We start from the raw sequence: 20,003 nt of genomic DNA on the forward strand, positions 1-20,003 counted from the left end.
AATTGAGGAGGCAATAATTTTTAGATGAAACAAATGATTTTAATTTAGTAAGCGATTGAACAATGATCTAAAAATGAGAAAACAACTTAAAAAACATATCTTTTATTCTCTTTCTGAGACGGTATACAAAATACTTGATCCAGTTTTACGCAAACGGACAGGGCTTAATGTAGCGCTTATAGAACATTGGCCACAAATTGCGGGCTATGATATCAGTGAACATACAATGCCGCTTAAAATTATTTGGAAACGTCGTGCAGATCAAGATGATGTTTTTCAGCCAGCAACACTTGTTGTCGCATGTGAAGGATTTGCTGCGTTAAAATTGATGCATGAAACAGAGGAATTACTTCATAGAATTAACGGATTTTTTGGCTATATTGCTATTGATCGCATCAAGATTGAGCAAAGGAGTATGACGGTTTTTATGAATCACTTGCCTCTAAAATCGTCTTTGAGTGAACAAGACAAAAAATGCGTGGGAGAAATGCTTGAAGGAATTGAAGATAAAAGCTTGCGCCAATCACTTTATAAACTTGGCTGTTGCATTTTTTGGGAAAAAAATAATAAATAGCAAGATATTTTATATATTTTTCTTTAATATATGAGAAAGCGTTGGATTCTTATTCGTTAATAACAACAGAAAAGTATTATTTATGGTAAAATATCGTTCTTTTTTATCTTTCGGGATAATTTTTCTCTTCATAACGATTGTACAAAACAGTGTAACAGTTGCTTTAGCGCGTGATCCCAAACCAGTGGCAACTGTTGATATGGAAGAGATTCTCCAATCGGGTAAAGTAAAGGATCGCTTTGAGGGAGAGGCGGATGCACCAGTCGTCATTGTTGAGTATGCTTCGTTGACATGTACCCATTGTGCGCATTTTTATAATGATATACTTCCTCAAATTCGTAAAAAATATATCAAAACAGGAAAAGTAAAACTGATTTTCCGCGATTATGCTTTTGATCCTCGGGCAACAGCAGGTTTTATGTTGGCACAGTGTGCACCAGAAGATCGCTATTTTCCTTTGATAGAAGTTTTATTTCAAAAACAAAATGAATGGGCTTTCGGAAAAGATGCTCTAACACCATTGAAAAAAATTGGCTTAATGGCTGGTTTTACAGATGAAAGTTTTACTGCATGTTTGAAAAATCAAGCCATTTTAGATGAAGTGAATGCATCCTTTGAGCGTGGTAAAAAACTTGGTGTTACAGCAACGCCTACTTTCTTTATTAATGGTAGTAAATATGAAGGTGCCATGAAAGTAGAAGACTTTTTTTCGGTGATTGATAGTTTTCTTAAAAAATGAATCTTAATCTTCCAGAAGATGGATAGTGATACTTTTAGTCATTATCGCTTTTGGAAGGATTAATATTATGCATTTATGAAGCAATATTTTTTGTTGAGCCGATTTTGAATCAAATCATTGCTTTTAAGTGAGCCTAGGTTGAATGATGTTTTGATGCTGATATGGGAGGATTTGTACAATGAAAAAATGGGTTTATAGTTTTGGAGATGGAAAGGCAGAAGGAAGTGCAAGTGAGCGTAATCTTCTCGGAGGTAAAGGGGCTAATTTGGCAGAAATGAGTAATCTTGGTTTGCCCGTACCACCCGGATTTACGCTGACAACAGAAGTTTGTAATTTTTATTATGCCCATGACAAATCATATCCAGAAGAGCTACAGGAATCTGTTAAGCAAGCACTAAGACGCATTGGTGAACAAACAGGGCGTGAATTTGGGAGTGAGCAAAAGCCACTTTTGCTTTCTGTTCGTTCAGGTGCTAGAACTTCTATGCCAGGGATGATGGACACAGTGCTTAACCTTGGCATGAATGATGAGACTGTAAAAGCCATTGCTTTACAAGCTAATAATGAACGTTTTGCTTATGATAGTTATCGGCGTTTTATCCAAATGTATTCTAACGTTGTTTTGGGGTTAGATCATGCGTATTTTGAAGAAATTCTTGATGAAGCAAAAGTACGCAATGGTTACACTATTGATACAGAAATGACAGCAGGTGATTGGAAGAATATTATTACTTCTTATAAAGCATATGTTGAAGAAAAATTAGGAAAACCTTTTCCACAAAATCCTGAACAGCAGTTATGGGGAGCAATTGGAGCCGTTTTTTCAAGTTGGATGACAGCACGTGCAGTTACCTATCGCCGTTTACATAATATTCCTGAAAGTTGGGGAACGGCAGTTAATGTGCAAGCTATGGTTTTTGGCAACATGGGTGAAGATTCGGCAACAGGTGTTGCTTTTACACGCAATCCATCGACAGGGAAAAAAGAACTTTATGGTGAATTTTTAGTTAATGCGCAAGGGGAAGATGTTGTGGCGGGCATTCGAACACCTCAAAATATTACAGAAAATGCGCGTATTGTTGCTGGTTCAAATAGGCCGTCATTAGAAAAAATTATGCCTGAGGCTTTTTTGAAATTATGTCAGATAGCGCAGAAGCTTGAGCAGCATTATCGGGATATGCAAGATCTCGAATTTACCATTGAAAAAGGTAAATTATGGATGCTTCAGACTCGTTCAGGAAAACGCACGGCTCGTGCGGCTCTCAAGATAGCAATTGAAATGGTTGAAGAGGGGTTAATAAACCATGAAGAGGCTGTGATGCGTATTGATGCAAAGTCGCTGGACCAACTTTTGCATCCAACACTTGATCCCAAAGCAGAACGTTCTATTATAGGACGTGGTTTACCTGCTTCTCCTGGAGCCGCAACTGGTGAAATTGTTTTTACTTCAGAAGAGGCAGAAACGGTGTCGGCGGAAGGTCGCAAAGTTATTTTGGTCCGTGTAGAAACAAGCCCAGAAGATATCCATGGTATGCATGCTGCAGAAGGAATTTTAACAACGCGTGGCGGTATGACAAGTCACGCTGCTGTTGTTGCGCGGGGGATGGGGAAACCATGTATTTCTGGTGCTGGAAGTGTGCGGATTGATTATAACACAAATACGCTGTTTGCTTCAGGAGAAAGCTTTAAAAAAGGTGATATTATTACAATTGATGGTGGAAGTGGAGAAATTTTCAAAGGGAAAGTTGCAATGTTGCAACCTCAGCTTTGCGGAGACTTTGCAAAATTAATGGAATGGGCTGATGGAATGCGGCGTCTCAAAGTTCGCGCTAATGCTGATACACCATCTGATGCCCGTATGGGGCGTTCCTTTGGGGCTGAAGGTATAGGTCTTTGCCGTACGGAGCATATGTTTTTTTCTGATGAACGTATCGTTGCCATGCGTGAAATGATTTTAAGTCATGATGAAAATGGTCGTCGTAAAGCACTAGATAAGCTTTTGCCAATGCAGCGTTCAGATTTTAGTGAATTATTTGAAATTATGTGTGGTTTACCTGTTACTATCCGCTTGCTAGATCCACCATTACATGAATTTTTACCTAAAACGAAAACAGAAATTCTTGATGTTGCAACAGCTATGGGTGTTTCTGCTGAAGTGCTTGCTGAACGCGCTCAGCAGTTGCATGAATTTAATCCTATGCTTGGATTACGTGGATGCCGTTTAGCTATTACTTATCCTGAAATTGCAGAAATGCAAGCGCGGGCGATTTTTGAAGCAGCAGCAGAAGCTGCCCAAAAATCTGGGTCTCCTGTTATGCTTGAAATTATGGTGCCACTTGTTGCGCTTAAATCTGAACTCGATTTTGTAAAAGCACGTATTGATCAGGTTGCTGAGGAAGTGATGAAAGAAAAGGGAAGCACTATTCAATATATGGTTGGGACGATGATTGAGCTTCCAAGGGCGGCGCTTCGAGCAGATGAAATTGCTGAAACTGCTGAATTTTTTTCATTTGGAACAAACGATTTGACACAAACCACTTTTGGGATTTCCCGTGATGATGCTGCTCCTTTTTTGGCAACCTATTTTCAAAAAGGTCTTTTAGAGCAAGATCCTTTCGTGTCTATTGACTGTGATGGAGTAGGAGAACTTATTACCATTGCTGCACAGCGTGGACGATCAAAGCGTGCAAAAATAAAATTAGGAATTTGCGGTGAACATGGAGGCGATCCGGCCTCTATTGCTTTATGCGAAGAAAATAACCTAGATTATGTTTCGTGTTCTCCTTTTCGAGTACCAATTGCTCGTTTAGCAGCAGCCCAGGCCGCAATAGCAAAAAGGATATAATGGGTTAATATTTTTTTGTTGTATAGTTATTACTGAAATAATTTTTTATATATTCTTTTATTTTCTTTAATAAAGGAAATAAAATTGCTTCTAAAATGCACGATAAGTTATGTTACGCGAGAAAGTGTATTTTTGAGAGGTTTATGAGAGAAAATATAAAGCAGGATAGACAAAGATGTATTATTAATACACTTTCTATTGACGAACCTCTTGATAGAGAGAAACGTGTTATTGTGCAGTCAATTTACACGTTTGCTTTTTTATAGGGTAATGGACTCCTCACGCAAAATAGAATGCTCCAAACAAATGCATTTTTTTTGCACATCATGCTGTTTGAGATAGACATCTCTCAGTGGATGCCCCATTTCACATTGACATTCGTGGAATGGGGATTATGTAAAACTCCCCGTAAGTTTATAAAAATCTTCCCAAAGTATATAAACTCTACTATGCGCTATCATCTTTACATTCTTGAAGGAATATCAAAGTTATACAATATGTTGATTTATAATGATAATTTTTTATTTCTCATATTGAACGAAAGCTGTAAATATCACAAGATTGTCTCATTTCAACTTCTTTGATAATGAATCAATTAAAACCATGTTTTTTGCATATTACAGGCGGAATTAGCGTCTATGGATAAAAAAATAAAGCAAGGATATGCTTCTTCAAGTGTCAAGAGCTGTCACAAATTGAAGGTAGGTAGTGTGTAATGGTGCTGGTTTGCTTCTTCACAAGCGTAAAGATGACAGCGCACAGTGAGGCTGCTATTATTATTCACGGGCCGTTGTTGCGAAATGGGCTTGGGTGCTTTAGAAATGTTTTTTTAAGAAAGATCGTGAATGGCAATCCACGTATATTCCGTTTAGGACATTTTGTTTTACGTGAGGGGGGGCCCAAAAAGACGCGAGCTAAATAAAAGCATGAGGCAATAGGTAATCTCCATTATTTTAAAGACATTGCTTTAGATGTCTTTGAAAGTCGTAAAGCTAAATTAAAAGGAAATGGCAAAGATGAAAACTGGTTTCTACCCTTAAAATTTCATATTCTTCCCAAATTAGACTGTCTCTCTGTTTCAGAGATTATACAAACAGAGATGTGCAATGCTCTTGCCTCCATTTGGCATACAAAAGCTATAACAGTTGAGAAAGTACTAAACTGTCTTAACATTTGCTTCAAACATACTGCTGCGTTAGGTTTGGATGTTGATTTTTAGACGACACCAAAAGCACACGCTCTCTTAGAAAACAACGTCATAAAACACAAAACTTTCCAGCAATAGATTGGAGAGAAGTGCCGGTTTTTTATCAGACACTTTGCAAAACAACAAGCATAACACAACTAGCTTTACGTCTACTTATCCTTACAGGTGTTTGCACAAATTCTTTGCGTCATATTTATAAAGATCAAATTGACGATAAGATGTGGACAATTCGTGGCTCGAGAATATGAAAGGTTTACATGATACTACAATAAAATTTCGTGTCCTTTTATCATCAGAAGTAATAAAAATGCTAGAACAAGCGCGTTTGTTATTTTGCAATATTTCTTTTTCTGCAATTGGTTGTGGTTTTCTTACAGCAGATTGTATGGCGCAATATATAATGTGTAAGAAAACCATTCTGATTGATTGAATATAAGAGGGCTTGAGATGAAGGAATGTTTGGGGGGGCATTAAACAAGCGAAAGATGAATTATCATTATAAATTAAGAGATTATTTTTATAGTATAGATGATTAGCCTCAATTTAATAAACCAATTTCGCGCATTTTCATTAAAATTGTGTGATTAATTTTACCTGTTACAGGAAGATCAAACATTTTTTGAAACTGTTTTAAGGCTTCTATCGTCTTTTGATCTTCTATTCCTGTGACAATAACCTCTTCATTCCCAAAAATATGTAAAGCTTTTTGCACTTGTATAATATCTTCGACAGAAGGCTCTGAAATAGCTTCTTTTAAGTGCGTCATATTTTTTGTTTCTATTTCGCTCTGCTTAATTAATATCGCAATTTCATCTGTTGTGGGATTAGATAGAGCATTCTTTTGCATTCTCTGAGCAGTTTGTTGTTTCCATAAAGTGATAGCTCGGCGTGTTTTAGGTCCTTCCAGTCCATCTAAAGGTCCATCATAAAGTCCTAATTTTACTAGTTCTTTTTGCTTTTCCAGAATGCTTGCTGATTGAGGAGGTAAAGGTGAATTTGTATGGTGATGACTTGGAGAATGTAGAGAAGTTACACGAGAGAGTTCTTGTGATTTTGCTTCTTTTTCCAATAAAGTAGAGCTCTTCCCTATACTTTGAACGGAGGAAAATTTCATTTGAGTTAAAATATTTTGATGCGTTGTCATTTGCGAAAATAAAGCATTAAATGAAATAAATAAAAAACTAATGCTAAAAAGAAGAGATCCAACAAAAAATAAAGTATTTTTTCGTGTATAGAAATAAAGAGTTTTTGCTATCCAAAAAATAAAATGAAAAATTATAAGAAGAAGTGTTATAACAATACTACTATAGTATTTACGGTGTTTTACAGTTTTTTTTCGGGTCGTCTTTCGTTTTGTTGTCATCATTTTTATTTTCAGTTGCGTTTATGTTTCACAAAGAAACGAATGCAAATTAGTTCTTACTTTTCGCTAGAGAGAAATGCATTTACATTATTGTTTTTTCCTTTCAAACTCCTAGAATAAGCAGCTTCATTCTATCAATGTATAAGTTGATCAATCAACAAGAGCTCTTATCAATTTTTATTAATTTCAGATTTTACAAATCTTTCAATATGTATAAAGAGAACATCGAATGATTAACGTTCAAGAGCATTTTAGTGTTTGCAAACTGCATTATCACATATAATCATCTCAATAATAATATCACGTTATTCTTCATTTTTGGCGCAGATGTTTGCCTATCATTTAAAAACAAGTTAGAGACTATTTTTCTATAACGTTAAAAAGATAAGAGTCATTATATTCTTTACAATTTACATATATAGGGTTACTTTTCTGTAAACGGTTTGGTGAGAATACTGGTCTCTTAAGGTTATTATATTTTGGTGGAGCTACTTTTGTATCAATTAAATTGATGTTTACAATGTTATAGAAAAACTTGTCTTGAGATCTTGAGATGGAGTTATAAGAGATGAAGCTATTGTTTGATCTTTTGATCGACATATTGATCATGTTGGTGATGTTCTAGTAAAAATTTTATAGATAATATAAATATTTTATCACTACTAGAGTCAGAATAACAGAGTCTGACTCTTTTTAGTCTTTTCAACTAAGCTAAGATGATGAACTATTATTTAAAATAAGTATGTACACAATATGGAAAAGAAATTGGACTCTGTGTTTAATCCTTATCTCATTGCTACACTTTCTTGTGGAATAAAAGATTATAAATGTGGGGGGTACATTTCTTAACTCTTATGCACGATCATGGTTATATCTCTCATTTTTTATCATGGTATGTTCATTAATATGATCAGCCTGTAAGTGTATAATTGGGATGTTAAATTTTTACTGAATAGACAATGTATCCCATTTTATACAGCGGCATTGTGCCATATTTATAAAAAAGCCAATGATATAGATCCAATAAATGAATACTCAATTTTATAAAAAACAAATTTTATAAATTGTTTATAAAGAAACAGTGTATAAAATGTTTCTTTTATTGTATTTACCACTGCGGTACATTGATTGCCCATGATACGTTTTTTAATCAAATTATCATTTTTTTTATTTTTTATTTTTGTCATTATTTCATTTTTTGTAGCAAATCCAACCAGTGACTATTCTTTTAGCCCCAAAAATAATGAGACAACAACGAGCGATGTGATTAGGTCATTTAAAGAAGCTTTAAATGACCTAGGAGCATTTTGTGACCGTAATATAGAAACCTGCAAAGTAGGAAAATCATTTTTAAGTTCACTTGGTGAACGCGCATATTACGGTGCAAGAGCTGCTTATGAATATTTAGGCAACATATTAGGGAACAACAATAATATCAGAGATTTCCCTTAATGTTTCTTGCAAAATCGCAATACAAGAGTTCTTACAAAACCATACAATGTTATCTTGAAATAAGGATTTTTAACGTTCTTCGTGTTATTTATGTTAGGAAGAATAAATATTTATTTTTTATAAGTGTATTTAAGAATGATTATTCAAACAAAACAGGACTAAAATAATGGCGGAAACAATCGGTAATATCATAGAGAACTTTTCGCTTTTGGATAATTGGGAAGACCGTTATCGTTATGTCATTGAGCTTGGCCATGAATTGCCACCTTTTCCGGAAAGCGCTCGAAACGATGCTCACAAAGTTCCTGGTTGTGTTAGCCAAGTGTGGCTTTTATCTTCACGTAATAACTCAGAAGATCCAATATTGACGTTTCAAGGTGATTCCGATGCTCATATTGTGCGTGGACTCATTTACATACTTCTTGCTTTTTATTCAGGCAAAAAAGCTTCTGAAATTCGCAATTCCGATGCTCAAGAGCTCTTTGAAAAACTTGGTTTAAATGAAAATCTTACACCACAACGATCAAATGGTCTGAAATCAATGATTAAACGGATTCGTAACGAAAGCTATGTATAATCCCCTTGATAGAAATTGCTATATATACAAAAGCTTCACACAAAACATGTATACTGAAATCAAATTTATACACGAAACCATTTTTTCGCAAAATAAGATTATTTAGTTTTTTTCCGTTTACTTTTGCGTCCAAGACCCATTTCTTTGGCCAAAGCTGATCGTGTTTTTGCATAATTAGGCGCCACCATAGGATAAGAACTATCTAACTGCCATTTTTCACGATACTCCTCTGGCAACATTCCATAATGTGTCATGAGATGACGCTTTAGAGATTTAAATTTTTTCCCATCTTCAAGGCAAATGAGATAATCAGGAAATACTGAACGCTTTGGATTAACGGCAGGCCTTTGTTTTTCAACTTCGACTTCTGTTAACTCTAAATTCCCTGCTTTACGAAAAGCAGCATGGACATCAGCAATTAAACTTGGCACTTCAGTCGGTCGAATAGAATTATTACTCACGTAGGCAGCAACAATATCAGCAACCAATGTAATAACTAAATTGCTTTCAGTCTCTAAGACTGCACGATGTTCCATTCTTGTTTCCTTTAATTTAAAATTGAGTAATTCAAAATCGAGATATAGTGCATATACTCATGATATAAAGATCTCATGCACATGAGCTTCATATTGTACAAAAATCTTTTTTGTCAATTCAATTATTCTATAAAATTGCCAAAACACAAAAAAATCAAATAAATACCTCTTTTTTGTCATAATATAAAATAAGAAAAACGAAATTATTACATGCTAAAATATATTTTTATCCTATAACATATCATACATAACATACAATACATCACAAATATAAAAAAATATAGGATAAAATTTATTTATTTTTTTTGAGAACGTAAAAATAAAATTACTAATTATAAAAATATAATATATAAATTAGTATTTTTTATTTTGAATACTTATAATTTAGTAATTTTATTTTTCTAAATTTTAAATTTATTTTTATTATTTATATTTATTAAATTTAATAATAAATAACGTACTATATTATAAATAAGACACAATAGCATTACTTATAATATAAAACTATTCATTAAAACGACATAGAATATTTTTATGTTTTATACATTAATAAAAATACTTTAAATATAGTTATTAATTTCTATAAAATTATAATATTATACTGTTTCAAAAAAAATCAATTCTTTTTCTCATAGTTTAATTGTCTTACCAATCACTTTCATTATAAAAGTGGTATTATATCCCTAGAAAACAATAGCTGTGATATGTAATGGACAGAAAGGTATTAGTTTTAAAAATTATCATGGCGCTATTTTTACAAGTGAATAGAACTTATAGATTTTTACACTTGCATCAATAATTATGATTCTAACATATAAACGAAGCTGCTAACATATTTTAATATAGGATTGTGTATGACCCGCACTTTTGCAATTCCTCCCAAAGCATTTAGAATCACTCATAAGGAAATATATCATGGTATTTTTCGTGATGATCCCTATCATTGGCTACGTGCGTCTAACTGGCAAGATGTTTTTAAAAATCCTAACTGTCTTGATCCAAATATTCGACATTATCTTGAAAAAGAAAATGCTTATCAATCAGCTCAAATGGCTGATACAAAACCATTACGAGATTTGCTTTTTACCGAAATGAAAAACAGGATCCAAGAGAATGATAGTTCTGTTCCTATAAAACATGGTCCTTTTGCTTACGGATTCTCTTATGTTACCGGAGGTCAACAACCGCATTATTTTCGGACACCAAGGAATGGCGGAGAAAAAACCGTTTACCTTAACGGTGATGTCTTGGCAGAAGGCAAAGAATATTTCAAATTTGGTTCAGTTCAAGAATCTCCTGACCATACACATGTGGTATGGACCTATGATGACAAAGGATCAGAATTCTATACAGCTAAAATTCGTAATTTTGAGACATTGTCTGACTGTATGGATACAATTACTGATACATCTGGTCAAATTGTATGGGATGCTAGATCTGAAGGTTTTTTCTATACTAAAATGGATAAAAATCACCGACCTTCAGAGCTCTATTATCACCGATTAAACACTGATCAATCACAAGATAAGCTTATTTTTCGCGAAGACAATCCAGGTTTTTTCTTAGATGTAAGCGGCTCTAAGCTTAATGATATTATTTATATTAATATTCATGATCATGAAACATCAGAGATCTGGTTGATTCCTGCTGAGGCGCCTTTTACTACTCCCCAATGTGTACGGAAACGACAAAAAGGTATTGAATATTCACTTACAGAAGGTGGTGATGTCTTTTATATTCTGACCAATCTAGATAATGCAAAAGATTTCAAAATTATGGTAGCGCCATATACATCTCCACAATCAGAAAATTGGTCTGAGTTTGTCCCACATCAGCTTGGGTGCCTAATATTATCCCATGATGCTTATCAAGATTTTCTTGTCTGGATCGAACGTTTTGAGGGGCTTCCACGTATAAAAGTAATGGAACGTACCACTAAAAAAGTTAATTCCATTGCTTTTACTGAAGAGGCTTATTCTTTAGGTCTACAAGGGGTTGCAGAATATAACAGTCCAACTATTCGTTTTTCCTATTCGTCTATGACAACACCTGATCAAGTGTTTGATTATGAGATGAAAAGTCGTAAACGAATGCTTTTAAAAACGCAAATAATTCCCTCTGGGCATAATAAAGATGCATATGTAACACGACGTATTACAGCAATAGCAGACGATGGTGAGAAGATTCCTATTTCACTTTTTTATCACGAAAACACTCCTCTTGATGGTGGTGCGCCTTGTCTTCTTTACGGTTATGGTGCTTATGGGATCTCTATTCCTGCCAGTTTCAATAGTAATGTACTTTCTCTAGTAAACAGAGGTTTTATTTACGCGATTGCTCATATTCGCGGAGGAAAAGAAAAGGGAGTAGAATGGTATGAGAAAGGAAAACATCTCTTTAAGCACAATACATTTACAGATTTTATTGCTTGTGGACGTTACCTTGTAAACAATAAATTCACTTCTCACGACCGGCTTATTGCTTATGGTGGTTCAGCAGGGGGGATGTTGATGGGAGCCATTGCCAATATAGCTCCACAGGATTTTGCTGGAATCGTAGCGAATGTGCCTTTTGTTGATGTCTTAGCGACAATGTTAGATGCTTCATTGCCACTCACACCTCCAGAATGGGCCGAATGGGGGAATCCTCTTGAATCAGAAGAAGATTATAAGCTTATTGCTTCCTATTCACCCTACGATAATGTCAAAGCTCAAAACTATCCCCCTATACTTGTGATGGCAGGATTAACAGATCCTCGTGTAACTTACTGGGAGCCTGCAAAATGGGTGGCAAAATTACGAGACTTAAAAACAGACGATAATGCAATTTTATTACGTATTAATATGGATTCGGGGCACGCTGGTGCAGCTGGACGTTTTTCAAAGCTAGAAGAAGTTGCCTATATCTATGCATATATTCTCAAGATAGCAGGAAAAGGCTGTTGCTAATCCATAATATCTTTGTTTGAAAGTCCCCGATAATTTATTGGATTATAGGGACTTTCATACACTAAAAAAATTATCTAGATAGCTTAAAATTCACATTCTTCATAAAGTTTCAAAACATAGTCCCAATTAATTAAATGGTCTACAAAGGATTCGAGGTACTTCGGTCGAGCATTGCGATAATCAATGTAATAGGAATGTTCCCACACATCGACACCCAAAATAGGTCGAGCATTGTGAATTAAGGGATTTTCGCCATTAGGTGTTTTCATAATTTCAAGCTTGCCATCTTTAACAGCAACCCATGCCCATCCAGAACCAAATTGGGCACTAGCAGCAGCAATAAAATCAGCGCGGAATTTGTCGTAACCACCTAGATCAGTGTCAATAGCTTTTGCTAACTTTTCAGGAAGTTTTTGGCCACCCCCATCTTTTTTCATCCAAAGCCAAAAGTGGTTATGATTGTAATACTGTGCTGCATTATTAAACAAACCAATATTTTTTCCAAAACTTTTTTTAACAATATCTTCAAGGCTTTCATTTTCTAAGCCTAACTCTTTCACAAAATTATTGGTATTGTTAAGATAAGCGAGGTGATGCTTATCATGATGATATTCAAGCGTTTCGCGTGACATATAAGGTGAAAGGGCATCGTAATCATAAGGCAACGGGGGCAATTCAAAAGCCATTAAAAATCTCCTCGATTCTAATTGTTAAGCTTATTTCATAAGTCTAATTTGCCATTTACAGAATTGAAAAGCAAATGTTGAATACCTATTTGTGTGAAATTAATTTTAATATCTCTCTTTTTGTAAAAGGAGCTTTTAGGAAATGTATGCTAATCAATCAAAAAAGGCATTAGTCTATATAAAGATTGTTTCTGAAGATTTTTTTACATCTATGAACCGATAAAAATATCATTATCTTTTGAATAAAAAGTAAATAGAAATAGCTATTATCCCTTGTTCTTATATCTTTATTTTTTCAAATGCCAGATAAAATATTTTTAATTTTTGCAAAATTCTTCTAACCTATTAGGTGTGTCATAGTGTTTGCAATAGAATATTTAAGTGTTATTTTTAGGAGATATTTTTCAATGTGCTTGATTTCATTTTATGGCGCTACTCATGAATAATATAATGTAAAAACCAGTGGACATTATCATCTTTACGCTTAATGAAAGAGCACAGCAACTATCACACACTTTACCAGTTTCCAATATGGTGACAGCTTTTATCTTAATGAAGCAAGATGAGATTGGAATATATCAAGAAAAGTAAATCATATGCTAATTTATTAGATACATGAGTAAACTACAAGATTTTCATTTTCTGTTCCTAAAAAATCAATACAAAGAGCAAAATAATTATTGGTGGATAAATGTTTTCTATTTGTGTTAAAAGTACAACAGTATATCAATTTCTGCTACGAATTTGTATTGATGCAATGCCATACAAGACTCAGGCACTTTATGATAAATCAGGCACTTTATGATAAAAAAGTAAGGTCTTTGATTTTCAGATATTGCGTCCAATCACAGGAATCGCTATAAGGTGCAAGAGTCGCTATAAAGCGTGTTTTTTTGGGGTATAGCCAAGCGGTAAGGCACCGGTTTTTGGTACCGGCATTCCCTGGTTCGAATCCAGGTACCCCAGCCAATTCTGGTGAAATTAGTTATCAAATTTCAGCTTGAGAGAGTGGATTACCCCCTTAACCATCTGTTGCTATTCATAGCAAGTATGGTAAGCTGAAAAATACCCATTTGTAGCGGGTTAGCTCTAAATATGGTAAGGTTTTCTTTTACTATAGCTATCGCTCAAAGAGCTCTTTTAAAAGATTCTTTTCTATAAGACGAGGGATAAATGATTTATGCGCACTTGCTTTAGAAAAACTATTTGACTGGATTTTGTGCTCTATAGCAACACCAGCGGGTGATTTTCCGTATTCCACCATCTTCATTACGCCGAACAGCGTAGCAATAATGCTGATTAGGAAACACATGCCGCTGCATGTCACGTACCATACCAGCAGCATGTCCATAGGGTGCCACACAATCAATAAACCACATATATTCTCCGCCTTGCCAATCCGCATCGGACAAAAGCTCTCCCTTTTCAAGCATAGATTGATGATTTTTTTCATCTAAAAAAGCCCAAGTGATAAAGGCGCAAAATTCTCCACGTTCATTTTTATAGAGTTTATATTGCCCAGTTTGTAAAGCTGGTCCTAAATTTCGGTCTATATCCCAGATTCGCCAGCGGCGGTATAAGGGAGATGTAAGCATTAAAACAACCATAGCTCCTAACGCTGTAAGAGGATCTATGAGTGAAGGTGATGAATTTTCATTTACAGACATTATCTTTCCTTTAGGGACTGTTCTAAAATTTTGGTGATAGGTTCAAAGAAATAAGAAATGAGACGCCGTTTTGAGGTAATGACATCCGTTGTCACAGTCATGCCAGGGATAAATTTAAGATGTTTGTTATTCAAAGTGATGTGATCTTGGTCAATTTTGATTAAAACAGCATAGACACCATTAATTTCTTTATCATAGCGTGCTGTAGCGCCTACATTAACGACTGTACCGTGGATAACACCGAAACGTTCAGGCGGAAAGGCAGAAAACTTGATGTAAGCACGTTGGCCCTTTTCTAAAAAACCAATATCTCGATTATCAAAAAATGCTTCAATAATGAGACCACCCGCACCAGGGACAATACGCATAAGAGTTTTTCCAGCCTCTACAAAGCCGCCCAAAGTATGGATACTTAAATCATCGATACGTCCATCAACAGGTGCATAAAGTGATAAGTGGTCAAGATGGTATTGAGTGCTATCAAGCTTTGCTTTTAATCCTTGAAGATTCAGTTCTGTTTCACGCGAAAGTTGGCGATAGCGGGCGATTTCATCGGAAATGAGACTTTTCCGTTGTTGGCGGAGGGTGTTTATTTCGGCGGCATTTTCTTCCAAACGTCTTTGATTGGTTAAAATTTCATGCTCGACATTTTTAAAGTCATGTAAACGCTCTAAATAAACGGCTTGGCTAATGACTTTTGTTTCCATCAGGCTTTTTGCAGCTTTTAATTTTCCTTGGCTTAATTGACGATCATCTTCCAACCTATCTAATTGCGCATGTTGTGTTGCACCGCTGCGCTCGACGCGGTCCGCTTGTGCTTTTAGCGCTCTTAATTTATCTTGGAGAGATTGAAGGGTAGCGCTAATGAGTTTTTCCCCTTCTATTCTTGCAGTCTGATTGCCAGAAGGAGGAGCTGGCAGATAGGCAAGCCCTTTGGTCACAAAATCTTCATCCAAAGGATCACTTTCATGCAAAGCTGTTAAAATAGCTGTTGCAATTTGTGCTTGAAGGGTTTGTTGCGCGATATCTGCTTGAACACGTGCACACTCATTGAGGGCTTCACGGGGATCTAATTGAATAAGGAGATCGCCTTGATGAACAAATTGCCCTTCTTTTACAAGAATTTTCTCAATGCGTCCTGTATTTTGCGCTTGGACCAGCTGAACGTAAGCGGTGGGAATAACACTTCCTTGCCCCCGTGCAACAATCTCTGTTTTTGCGATAAAGCTGCCGATCACAATAAAGAGAAATAAAGCAATTAAAACAGCAACAACCATATGAAGCGTTGGTGACAAAGGGCGCAAATAGGGAGCTTTATCTGCCATTTTTTGCCTCCAAATCAGTAAAGTTTAAGACGGTTGCATGCTGAGGAAAGAGGTCACTTTTGTGGGTAATAACAAGAACAATACGTTCTTGCGAAAGTTTATATAAATGCTCAACAATTTGTGCACTGACAGTGTCATCCAATGCGGAAGTAGGTTCATCCAAAATAAGAAGGCTTGGGTTTATCAGAAAGAAACAAGCCAAAGCCAAGCGTTGGCGCTGACCACCTGATAAAAAACCACCTTGCTCTCCTACTTGAGTATTAAGTCCTAAAGGCAACTGAGCAATCAAATCATGGCAAGCACTAACATATAGTGCAGCGTCGATTTCATCTTTAGTGGCATCTGGTTTGGCAAGAAGCATATTCTCAAGAATGGTTCCGGAAAAAAGGCAAGGATTTTGAGGAAAATACGCAATTGTTTCACGCACGCTACGGACATCAAAATTCTGTAAAGGTTGTGCGTTAATCAATATCTTTCCGCTTGTTGGGGGGTAGAGCCCACAAAGGAGCTTCGCCAAGGTTGTTTTTCCGCACCCTGAAGGACCAAGTAACATAATCGGTTGCCTAGGTTGTAAACAGACATCAAGATGATTGATAATGGACTTATCTCCATAAGAAAAACAGAGATCCTTGGCTTCAAGATGAGGAGGAGCGCTGAGTTGAAGAGGCGGCTTTTCTTCTTCCCATTCTGAAGGGGAGTTAAGAATATCGCCCAAACGAAGACGAGAGATTTTCAAATGCTGCCATTCTTCCCATAGGGATGCAAGGCTTAAGATAGGACCAGAAACATTTCCAGCGAGGAGATGAAAGGCAATAAGTTGCCCTAGCGTAATCTGGTTTTGAAGAACTGCCTGAGCACCAAAAAAGATAATAAAAATAGTGAAAAGATCACCAAAAATATGGCTCATGGCTCCATTGAGAAGATGCAATTTACTGGTTGTAAGGCTTTGATCTAAACTACGGGCTAAAGTTTCTTGCATGCGTATTGTATGGGCTGGCTCCTTTACATGCGCTTTTATGGCTTCAAGATTGGTAAAACTTTCAATGAGGCGCGATTGATGGGCAGCTTGCAGAGTGAAAGCACGGCGTAATTGGCGGCGCAAGAAGGGACCGACTAGCGCTAAAGAGCCCATTTGCAAGGGTAAAATGATAAGGACAATAAAGGTCAGTTTCGGACTAATGGAAAAGAGTGCCGCAAGATAAATGATTGCGAACAGAACATTTAGAACAGTTGTGGCGATGGTTCCTGTTAGAAAACCGCGAATTGTATCAACCTCTCCGATTCGCGTGAACAGTTCCCCCACTTGCCAAGTGCGTAAAGTGGGCAAGGAAAGGCTTAACACATGGGTGTAAATGCGCCGTCCAAATTCTAGCGTAAGCCGATTGGCTAAATAAGCTCCTAAGTAGCCTGATAGAGTGCTAAGAGCTGTGCTAAACAGCATGATAGCAACCATCAAGACAACGATAGCATAGAGACTTTCAATACGCTGAAAAGGGAGAATACGGTCGATAATCGCTTGAAAAATAAAAGGATTCACCAAGCCCAGCAAACGCAAAACAACAGCAACGCAACTGAGTTCGATAACATAATAGATATATTTCTTTGTTGTTCTTGTAAACCAAGAGAATGATACTAGTTTTTCTTGTGAATGACTCATTTGAATTTATGATTTTGTTTAAGAGAAAGAGCGATGGATGTCGCATATTTAAACAGTATTGTAAATAGTATTATATTTATACAAAATATACATTTTGTGTGAATGTAAATAGTATTATATTTATACAAAATATACATTTTGTGTGAATATAATATAAACAAAATGTATTTATTGTTTATACAGTATTTTTATTGTTATTTATACAAATTATATTTGATATTTTTTAAACAGCACAATAATGAAATTGTCACTGCATCATTTTGATACAGTTATTTTTAATAATTAAAAGGAGACTAAAAATGGCTAGTTCAAGCTCGTCACATGACTCGAAGCTTTCATGTAGCCCTTCGGGTTATTGGAACGAAATAAAAACAACAGGAACAGTAGGAGGAGAGGTAGGCACAGTTGTTGGGGCAGCTGGAGGATCTGTGCTTGGAGCAGTCGCAGGAACAGCTGCGACAGTTGGAACAGCCGGTATAGGTGCAGCGACGATCCTTCCGTTGGCTGCAGCAGGTTCTGTAGTAGGTGCAGCAGGCGGTGCTCTCAGTGGCTCTTTATTAGGAGCAGGCGTGGGAGCTATACATCATACTTATCTTTGTTTCCGGTAAATTATGAAATATTTAGCAATATATATCTAAATTTATGATAATATTGTAGACATGTTATCAGTAAACATGTCTACATATCACTGATAAAATAATATATATTTTAATTAAGAAATTTTAAGTGTTATGGATAAGTTAAATATTATTAATAATTTATTTTTATCATTAAGCTCTATAGTTATATTTATATCTTTATTTAAATTATATTATGGATCTAAGTCGTATATTAAAAATAACATTATACAAAAATCATTAATAAGAGTAATTTCATTTTTTATATTATTCTTTATGTTGTTTTATTTCGTTAATTTTTATTTAATGGGGTTACTTAATAAAGATTATAAAATATTTTATATATATATATTATTTTTTAAAATATATTTTAATGGAAATATTATAACTGATATTACTTTTATTGTTAAAAACGCATTGTTTGCAACAAATATTTTTGTACTTTTAAGTATATATTTTTATAAATTAAATTTTCCTACTTGGTGGCAGTCTATAAAATTAGGATCAGTTATCATTATTACATACTGTATAATATATTTTGGACTTTATTATTTGTTTAATTAGTATCAATTATTTCATAATTATTAACAGTATTCCTACTTTTTCAACTGTAAAAATCGTATAATGAAAGCTTTATAAGAGTCAATACGGTGTTGTCAATAGATTTTATTGAAATATCTGTATATTTTAGTTTCTAATTGTTATGGTGGATATTATTGATGTGGATAGATTTTATTAACTTTATTTTAGAAATATTGCGTTCAATTCTTATCGTTTTTACTGTTATATTCTTAATTATTTTGTATTTTGAATCTAAAGGATACAGTAAAAAAGAAACTAAGAAAAAACTATTATCATTAGTTAAGTTATTTTTAATATTTATGGCCATAACTTCTTTTATTACATTAATTATTATTATAATATATCTATATTATAGATAAATATATTATATTTTTGGACTTTCTTATTATGGATACTTTAGAAATTATTAAAACTGTGTTAGTTTTAATAAGTATTATTTGTTTTTTTTAAAATTTTTTCTTATATACTTAGATTCAGAAGTTGGAAAAAATATATAAAATCATATTTAATTGAGTTAAGTTTATTATTTATAGCATTCTCAATTTCTGTCTATATTTCTATATATATAAAATCATTCGTAAAATAGATAAATTATTTTAAATTAAAATATTATGATATATGATATGTTTTTTATCAGTTTAAATAAGATTTATTTTTATTAATTGTTTTATATCTATGTAGAATTTTACATTTCAAAAAATGAGTTGCCTTAGTTAAAAAGAGATATAAAAAACAAAATTTTATATGAGAATTCTATTTTTTGTTATAGATTATTTGCGTATCTATAAATTTATGTAGCTATAAGTTTATAATGAAATTTGCTAAATATATTTTTTACAGAGTTTTTTCTTAAAAAACACAAATTGTATCAACTTCTCCAATACGTGACAACAGTTTCCCCACTTGCCAATGGCGTAAAGTGGGCAAAGAGAGACTTAAAAGATGGGTGTAAATGCGCCGTCCAAATTCTAGCGTAAGCCGATTGGCTAAATAAGCTCATAAGTAGCCAGATAGAGTGCTAAGAGCCGTGCTAAACAGCATGATAGAAACCATCAAGACAACGATAGCATAGAGACTTTCAATACGCTGAAAAGGAAGAATGCGGTCGATAATCGCTTGAAAAATAAAAGGATTTACCAAGCCCAGCAACTGCAAAACAACAGCAACGCAACTGAGTTCGATGACATAATAAATATATTTCTTTGTTGTTCTTGTAAACCAAGAGAAC

General features: G+C 34.6%; 15 protein-coding genes and 1 tRNA gene. 9 read left to right on the plus strand and 7 right to left on the minus strand.

Features of this window, described 5'->3' with window-relative positions; genetic code table 11:
- The first annotated feature begins 73 nt into the window (after window positions 1–73).
- The 4 genes from ACFIK8_RS02520 to ACFIK8_RS02535 all read left to right on the plus strand — a co-directional run bounded on the left by ACFIK8_RS02520 (window position 74) and on the right by ACFIK8_RS02535 (window position 5,795).
- The gene (locus ACFIK8_RS02520) at window positions 74–574 is read left to right on the plus strand and encodes a DUF721 domain-containing protein (RefSeq protein WP_375668938.1); all 501 of its coding nucleotides are present in this window, start codon (window positions 74–76) and stop codon (window positions 572–574) included.
- Between the two features lie 82 nt (window positions 575–656).
- The gene (locus tag ACFIK8_RS02525; RefSeq protein WP_375668939.1) at window positions 657–1,313 is read left to right on the plus strand and encodes a DsbA family protein; all 657 of its coding nucleotides are present in this window, start codon (window positions 657–659) and stop codon (window positions 1,311–1,313) included.
- Window positions 1,314–1,491: 178 nt separating this feature from the next.
- Window positions 1,492–4,158: a pyruvate, phosphate dikinase gene (gene ppdK / locus ACFIK8_RS02530; protein ID WP_375635753.1), complete on the plus strand. Its 2,667-nt coding sequence runs from the start codon at window positions 1,492–1,494 to the stop codon at window positions 4,156–4,158.
- 1,451 nt (window positions 4,159–5,609) lie between these two features.
- A complete protein-coding gene (locus ACFIK8_RS02535; RefSeq protein ID WP_375635752.1) occupies window positions 5,610–5,795 on the plus strand; it encodes a hypothetical protein in 186 nt (61 codons plus the stop codon).
- A 108-nt stretch (window positions 5,796–5,903) separates the two neighbouring features.
- Here ACFIK8_RS02535 and ACFIK8_RS02540 read toward each other — a convergent pair whose 3' ends face one another.
- Window positions 5,904–6,728, minus strand: coding sequence for a peptidoglycan-binding protein (locus ACFIK8_RS02540; RefSeq protein WP_375635837.1), 825 nt, complete (start codon window positions 6,726–6,728; stop codon window positions 5,904–5,906).
- A 1,134-nt stretch (window positions 6,729–7,862) separates the two neighbouring features.
- On the opposite strand from ACFIK8_RS02540, the gene ACFIK8_RS02545 reads away from it, so the two are divergent.
- Both ACFIK8_RS02545 and ACFIK8_RS02550 read left to right on the plus strand, forming a co-directional pair.
- On the plus strand, window positions 7,863–8,180 hold the full coding sequence (locus tag ACFIK8_RS02545; protein ID WP_375635751.1) for a DUF5330 domain-containing protein: 318 nt from the start codon (window positions 7,863–7,865) through the stop codon (window positions 8,178–8,180).
- 166 nt (window positions 8,181–8,346) lie between these two features.
- Window positions 8,347–8,757 (plus strand): SufE family protein, encoded by a 411-nt coding sequence (locus ACFIK8_RS02550; protein ID WP_012754847.1) that lies wholly within the window; start codon window positions 8,347–8,349, stop codon window positions 8,755–8,757.
- 98 nt (window positions 8,758–8,855) lie between these two features.
- Here the strand turns inward: ACFIK8_RS02550 and ACFIK8_RS02555 are convergent, their stop codons facing one another.
- Window positions 8,856–9,293: a MucR family transcriptional regulator gene (locus ACFIK8_RS02555; protein WP_012754848.1), complete on the minus strand. Its 438-nt coding sequence runs from the start codon at window positions 9,291–9,293 to the stop codon at window positions 8,856–8,858.
- Between the two features lie 854 nt (window positions 9,294–10,147).
- On the opposite strand from ACFIK8_RS02555, the gene ACFIK8_RS02560 reads away from it, so the two are divergent.
- The gene (locus tag ACFIK8_RS02560) at window positions 10,148–12,241 is read left to right on the plus strand and encodes a S9 family peptidase (RefSeq protein ID WP_375635750.1); all 2,094 of its coding nucleotides are present in this window, start codon (window positions 10,148–10,150) and stop codon (window positions 12,239–12,241) included.
- Window positions 12,242–12,324: 83 nt separating this feature from the next.
- Here ACFIK8_RS02560 and ACFIK8_RS02565 read toward each other — a convergent pair whose 3' ends face one another.
- Window positions 12,325–12,927: a superoxide dismutase gene (locus ACFIK8_RS02565; RefSeq protein WP_375635749.1), complete on the minus strand. Its 603-nt coding sequence runs from the start codon at window positions 12,925–12,927 to the stop codon at window positions 12,325–12,327.
- An 894-nt stretch (window positions 12,928–13,821) separates the two neighbouring features.
- Between ACFIK8_RS02565 and ACFIK8_RS02570 the strand changes: the two genes are divergently transcribed.
- Window positions 13,822–13,896 (plus strand) — tRNA-Gln (locus tag ACFIK8_RS02570).
- A 233-nt stretch (window positions 13,897–14,129) separates the two neighbouring features.
- On the opposite strand, the gene ACFIK8_RS02575 is transcribed toward ACFIK8_RS02570, so the two are convergent.
- The 3 genes from ACFIK8_RS02575 to ACFIK8_RS02585 are packed head-to-tail and all read right to left on the minus strand — an operon-like array spanning window position 14,130 to window position 17,576.
- Window positions 14,130–14,594, minus strand: a complete 465-nt coding sequence (locus ACFIK8_RS02575; RefSeq protein WP_375635748.1) for a toxin-activating lysine-acyltransferase — start codon at window positions 14,592–14,594, stop codon at window positions 14,130–14,132.
- Entirely contained in the window at window positions 14,594–15,919 is a 1,326-nt protein-coding gene (locus tag ACFIK8_RS02580; protein ID WP_375635747.1) for an HlyD family type I secretion periplasmic adaptor subunit, read from the minus strand. The genes ACFIK8_RS02575 and ACFIK8_RS02580 overlap by 1 nt, the downstream gene beginning before the upstream one ends.
- On the minus strand, window positions 15,909–17,576 hold the full coding sequence (locus ACFIK8_RS02585) for a peptidase domain-containing ABC transporter (RefSeq protein ID WP_375635746.1): 1,668 nt from the start codon (window positions 17,574–17,576) through the stop codon (window positions 15,909–15,911). The genes ACFIK8_RS02580 and ACFIK8_RS02585 overlap by 11 nt, the downstream gene beginning before the upstream one ends.
- 299 nt (window positions 17,577–17,875) lie before the next feature.
- Here ACFIK8_RS02585 and ACFIK8_RS02590 point away from each other — a divergent pair, with 299 nt between their 5' ends.
- Window positions 17,876–18,184, plus strand: coding sequence for a hypothetical protein (locus ACFIK8_RS02590; RefSeq protein WP_375635745.1), 309 nt, complete (start codon window positions 17,876–17,878; stop codon window positions 18,182–18,184).
- A 1,587-nt stretch (window positions 18,185–19,771) separates the two neighbouring features.
- Here the strand turns inward: ACFIK8_RS02590 and ACFIK8_RS02595 are convergent.
- Window positions 19,772–19,915 carry a hypothetical protein gene (locus tag ACFIK8_RS02595; RefSeq protein ID WP_375635744.1) on the minus strand — a complete coding sequence of 48 codons (144 nt, stop codon included), beginning with the start codon at window positions 19,913–19,915 and terminating at the stop codon, window positions 19,772–19,774.
- Window positions 19,916–20,003: the final 88 nt, after the last annotated feature.

This window comes from Bartonella sp. MR168JLCBS (assembly GCF_042194175.1).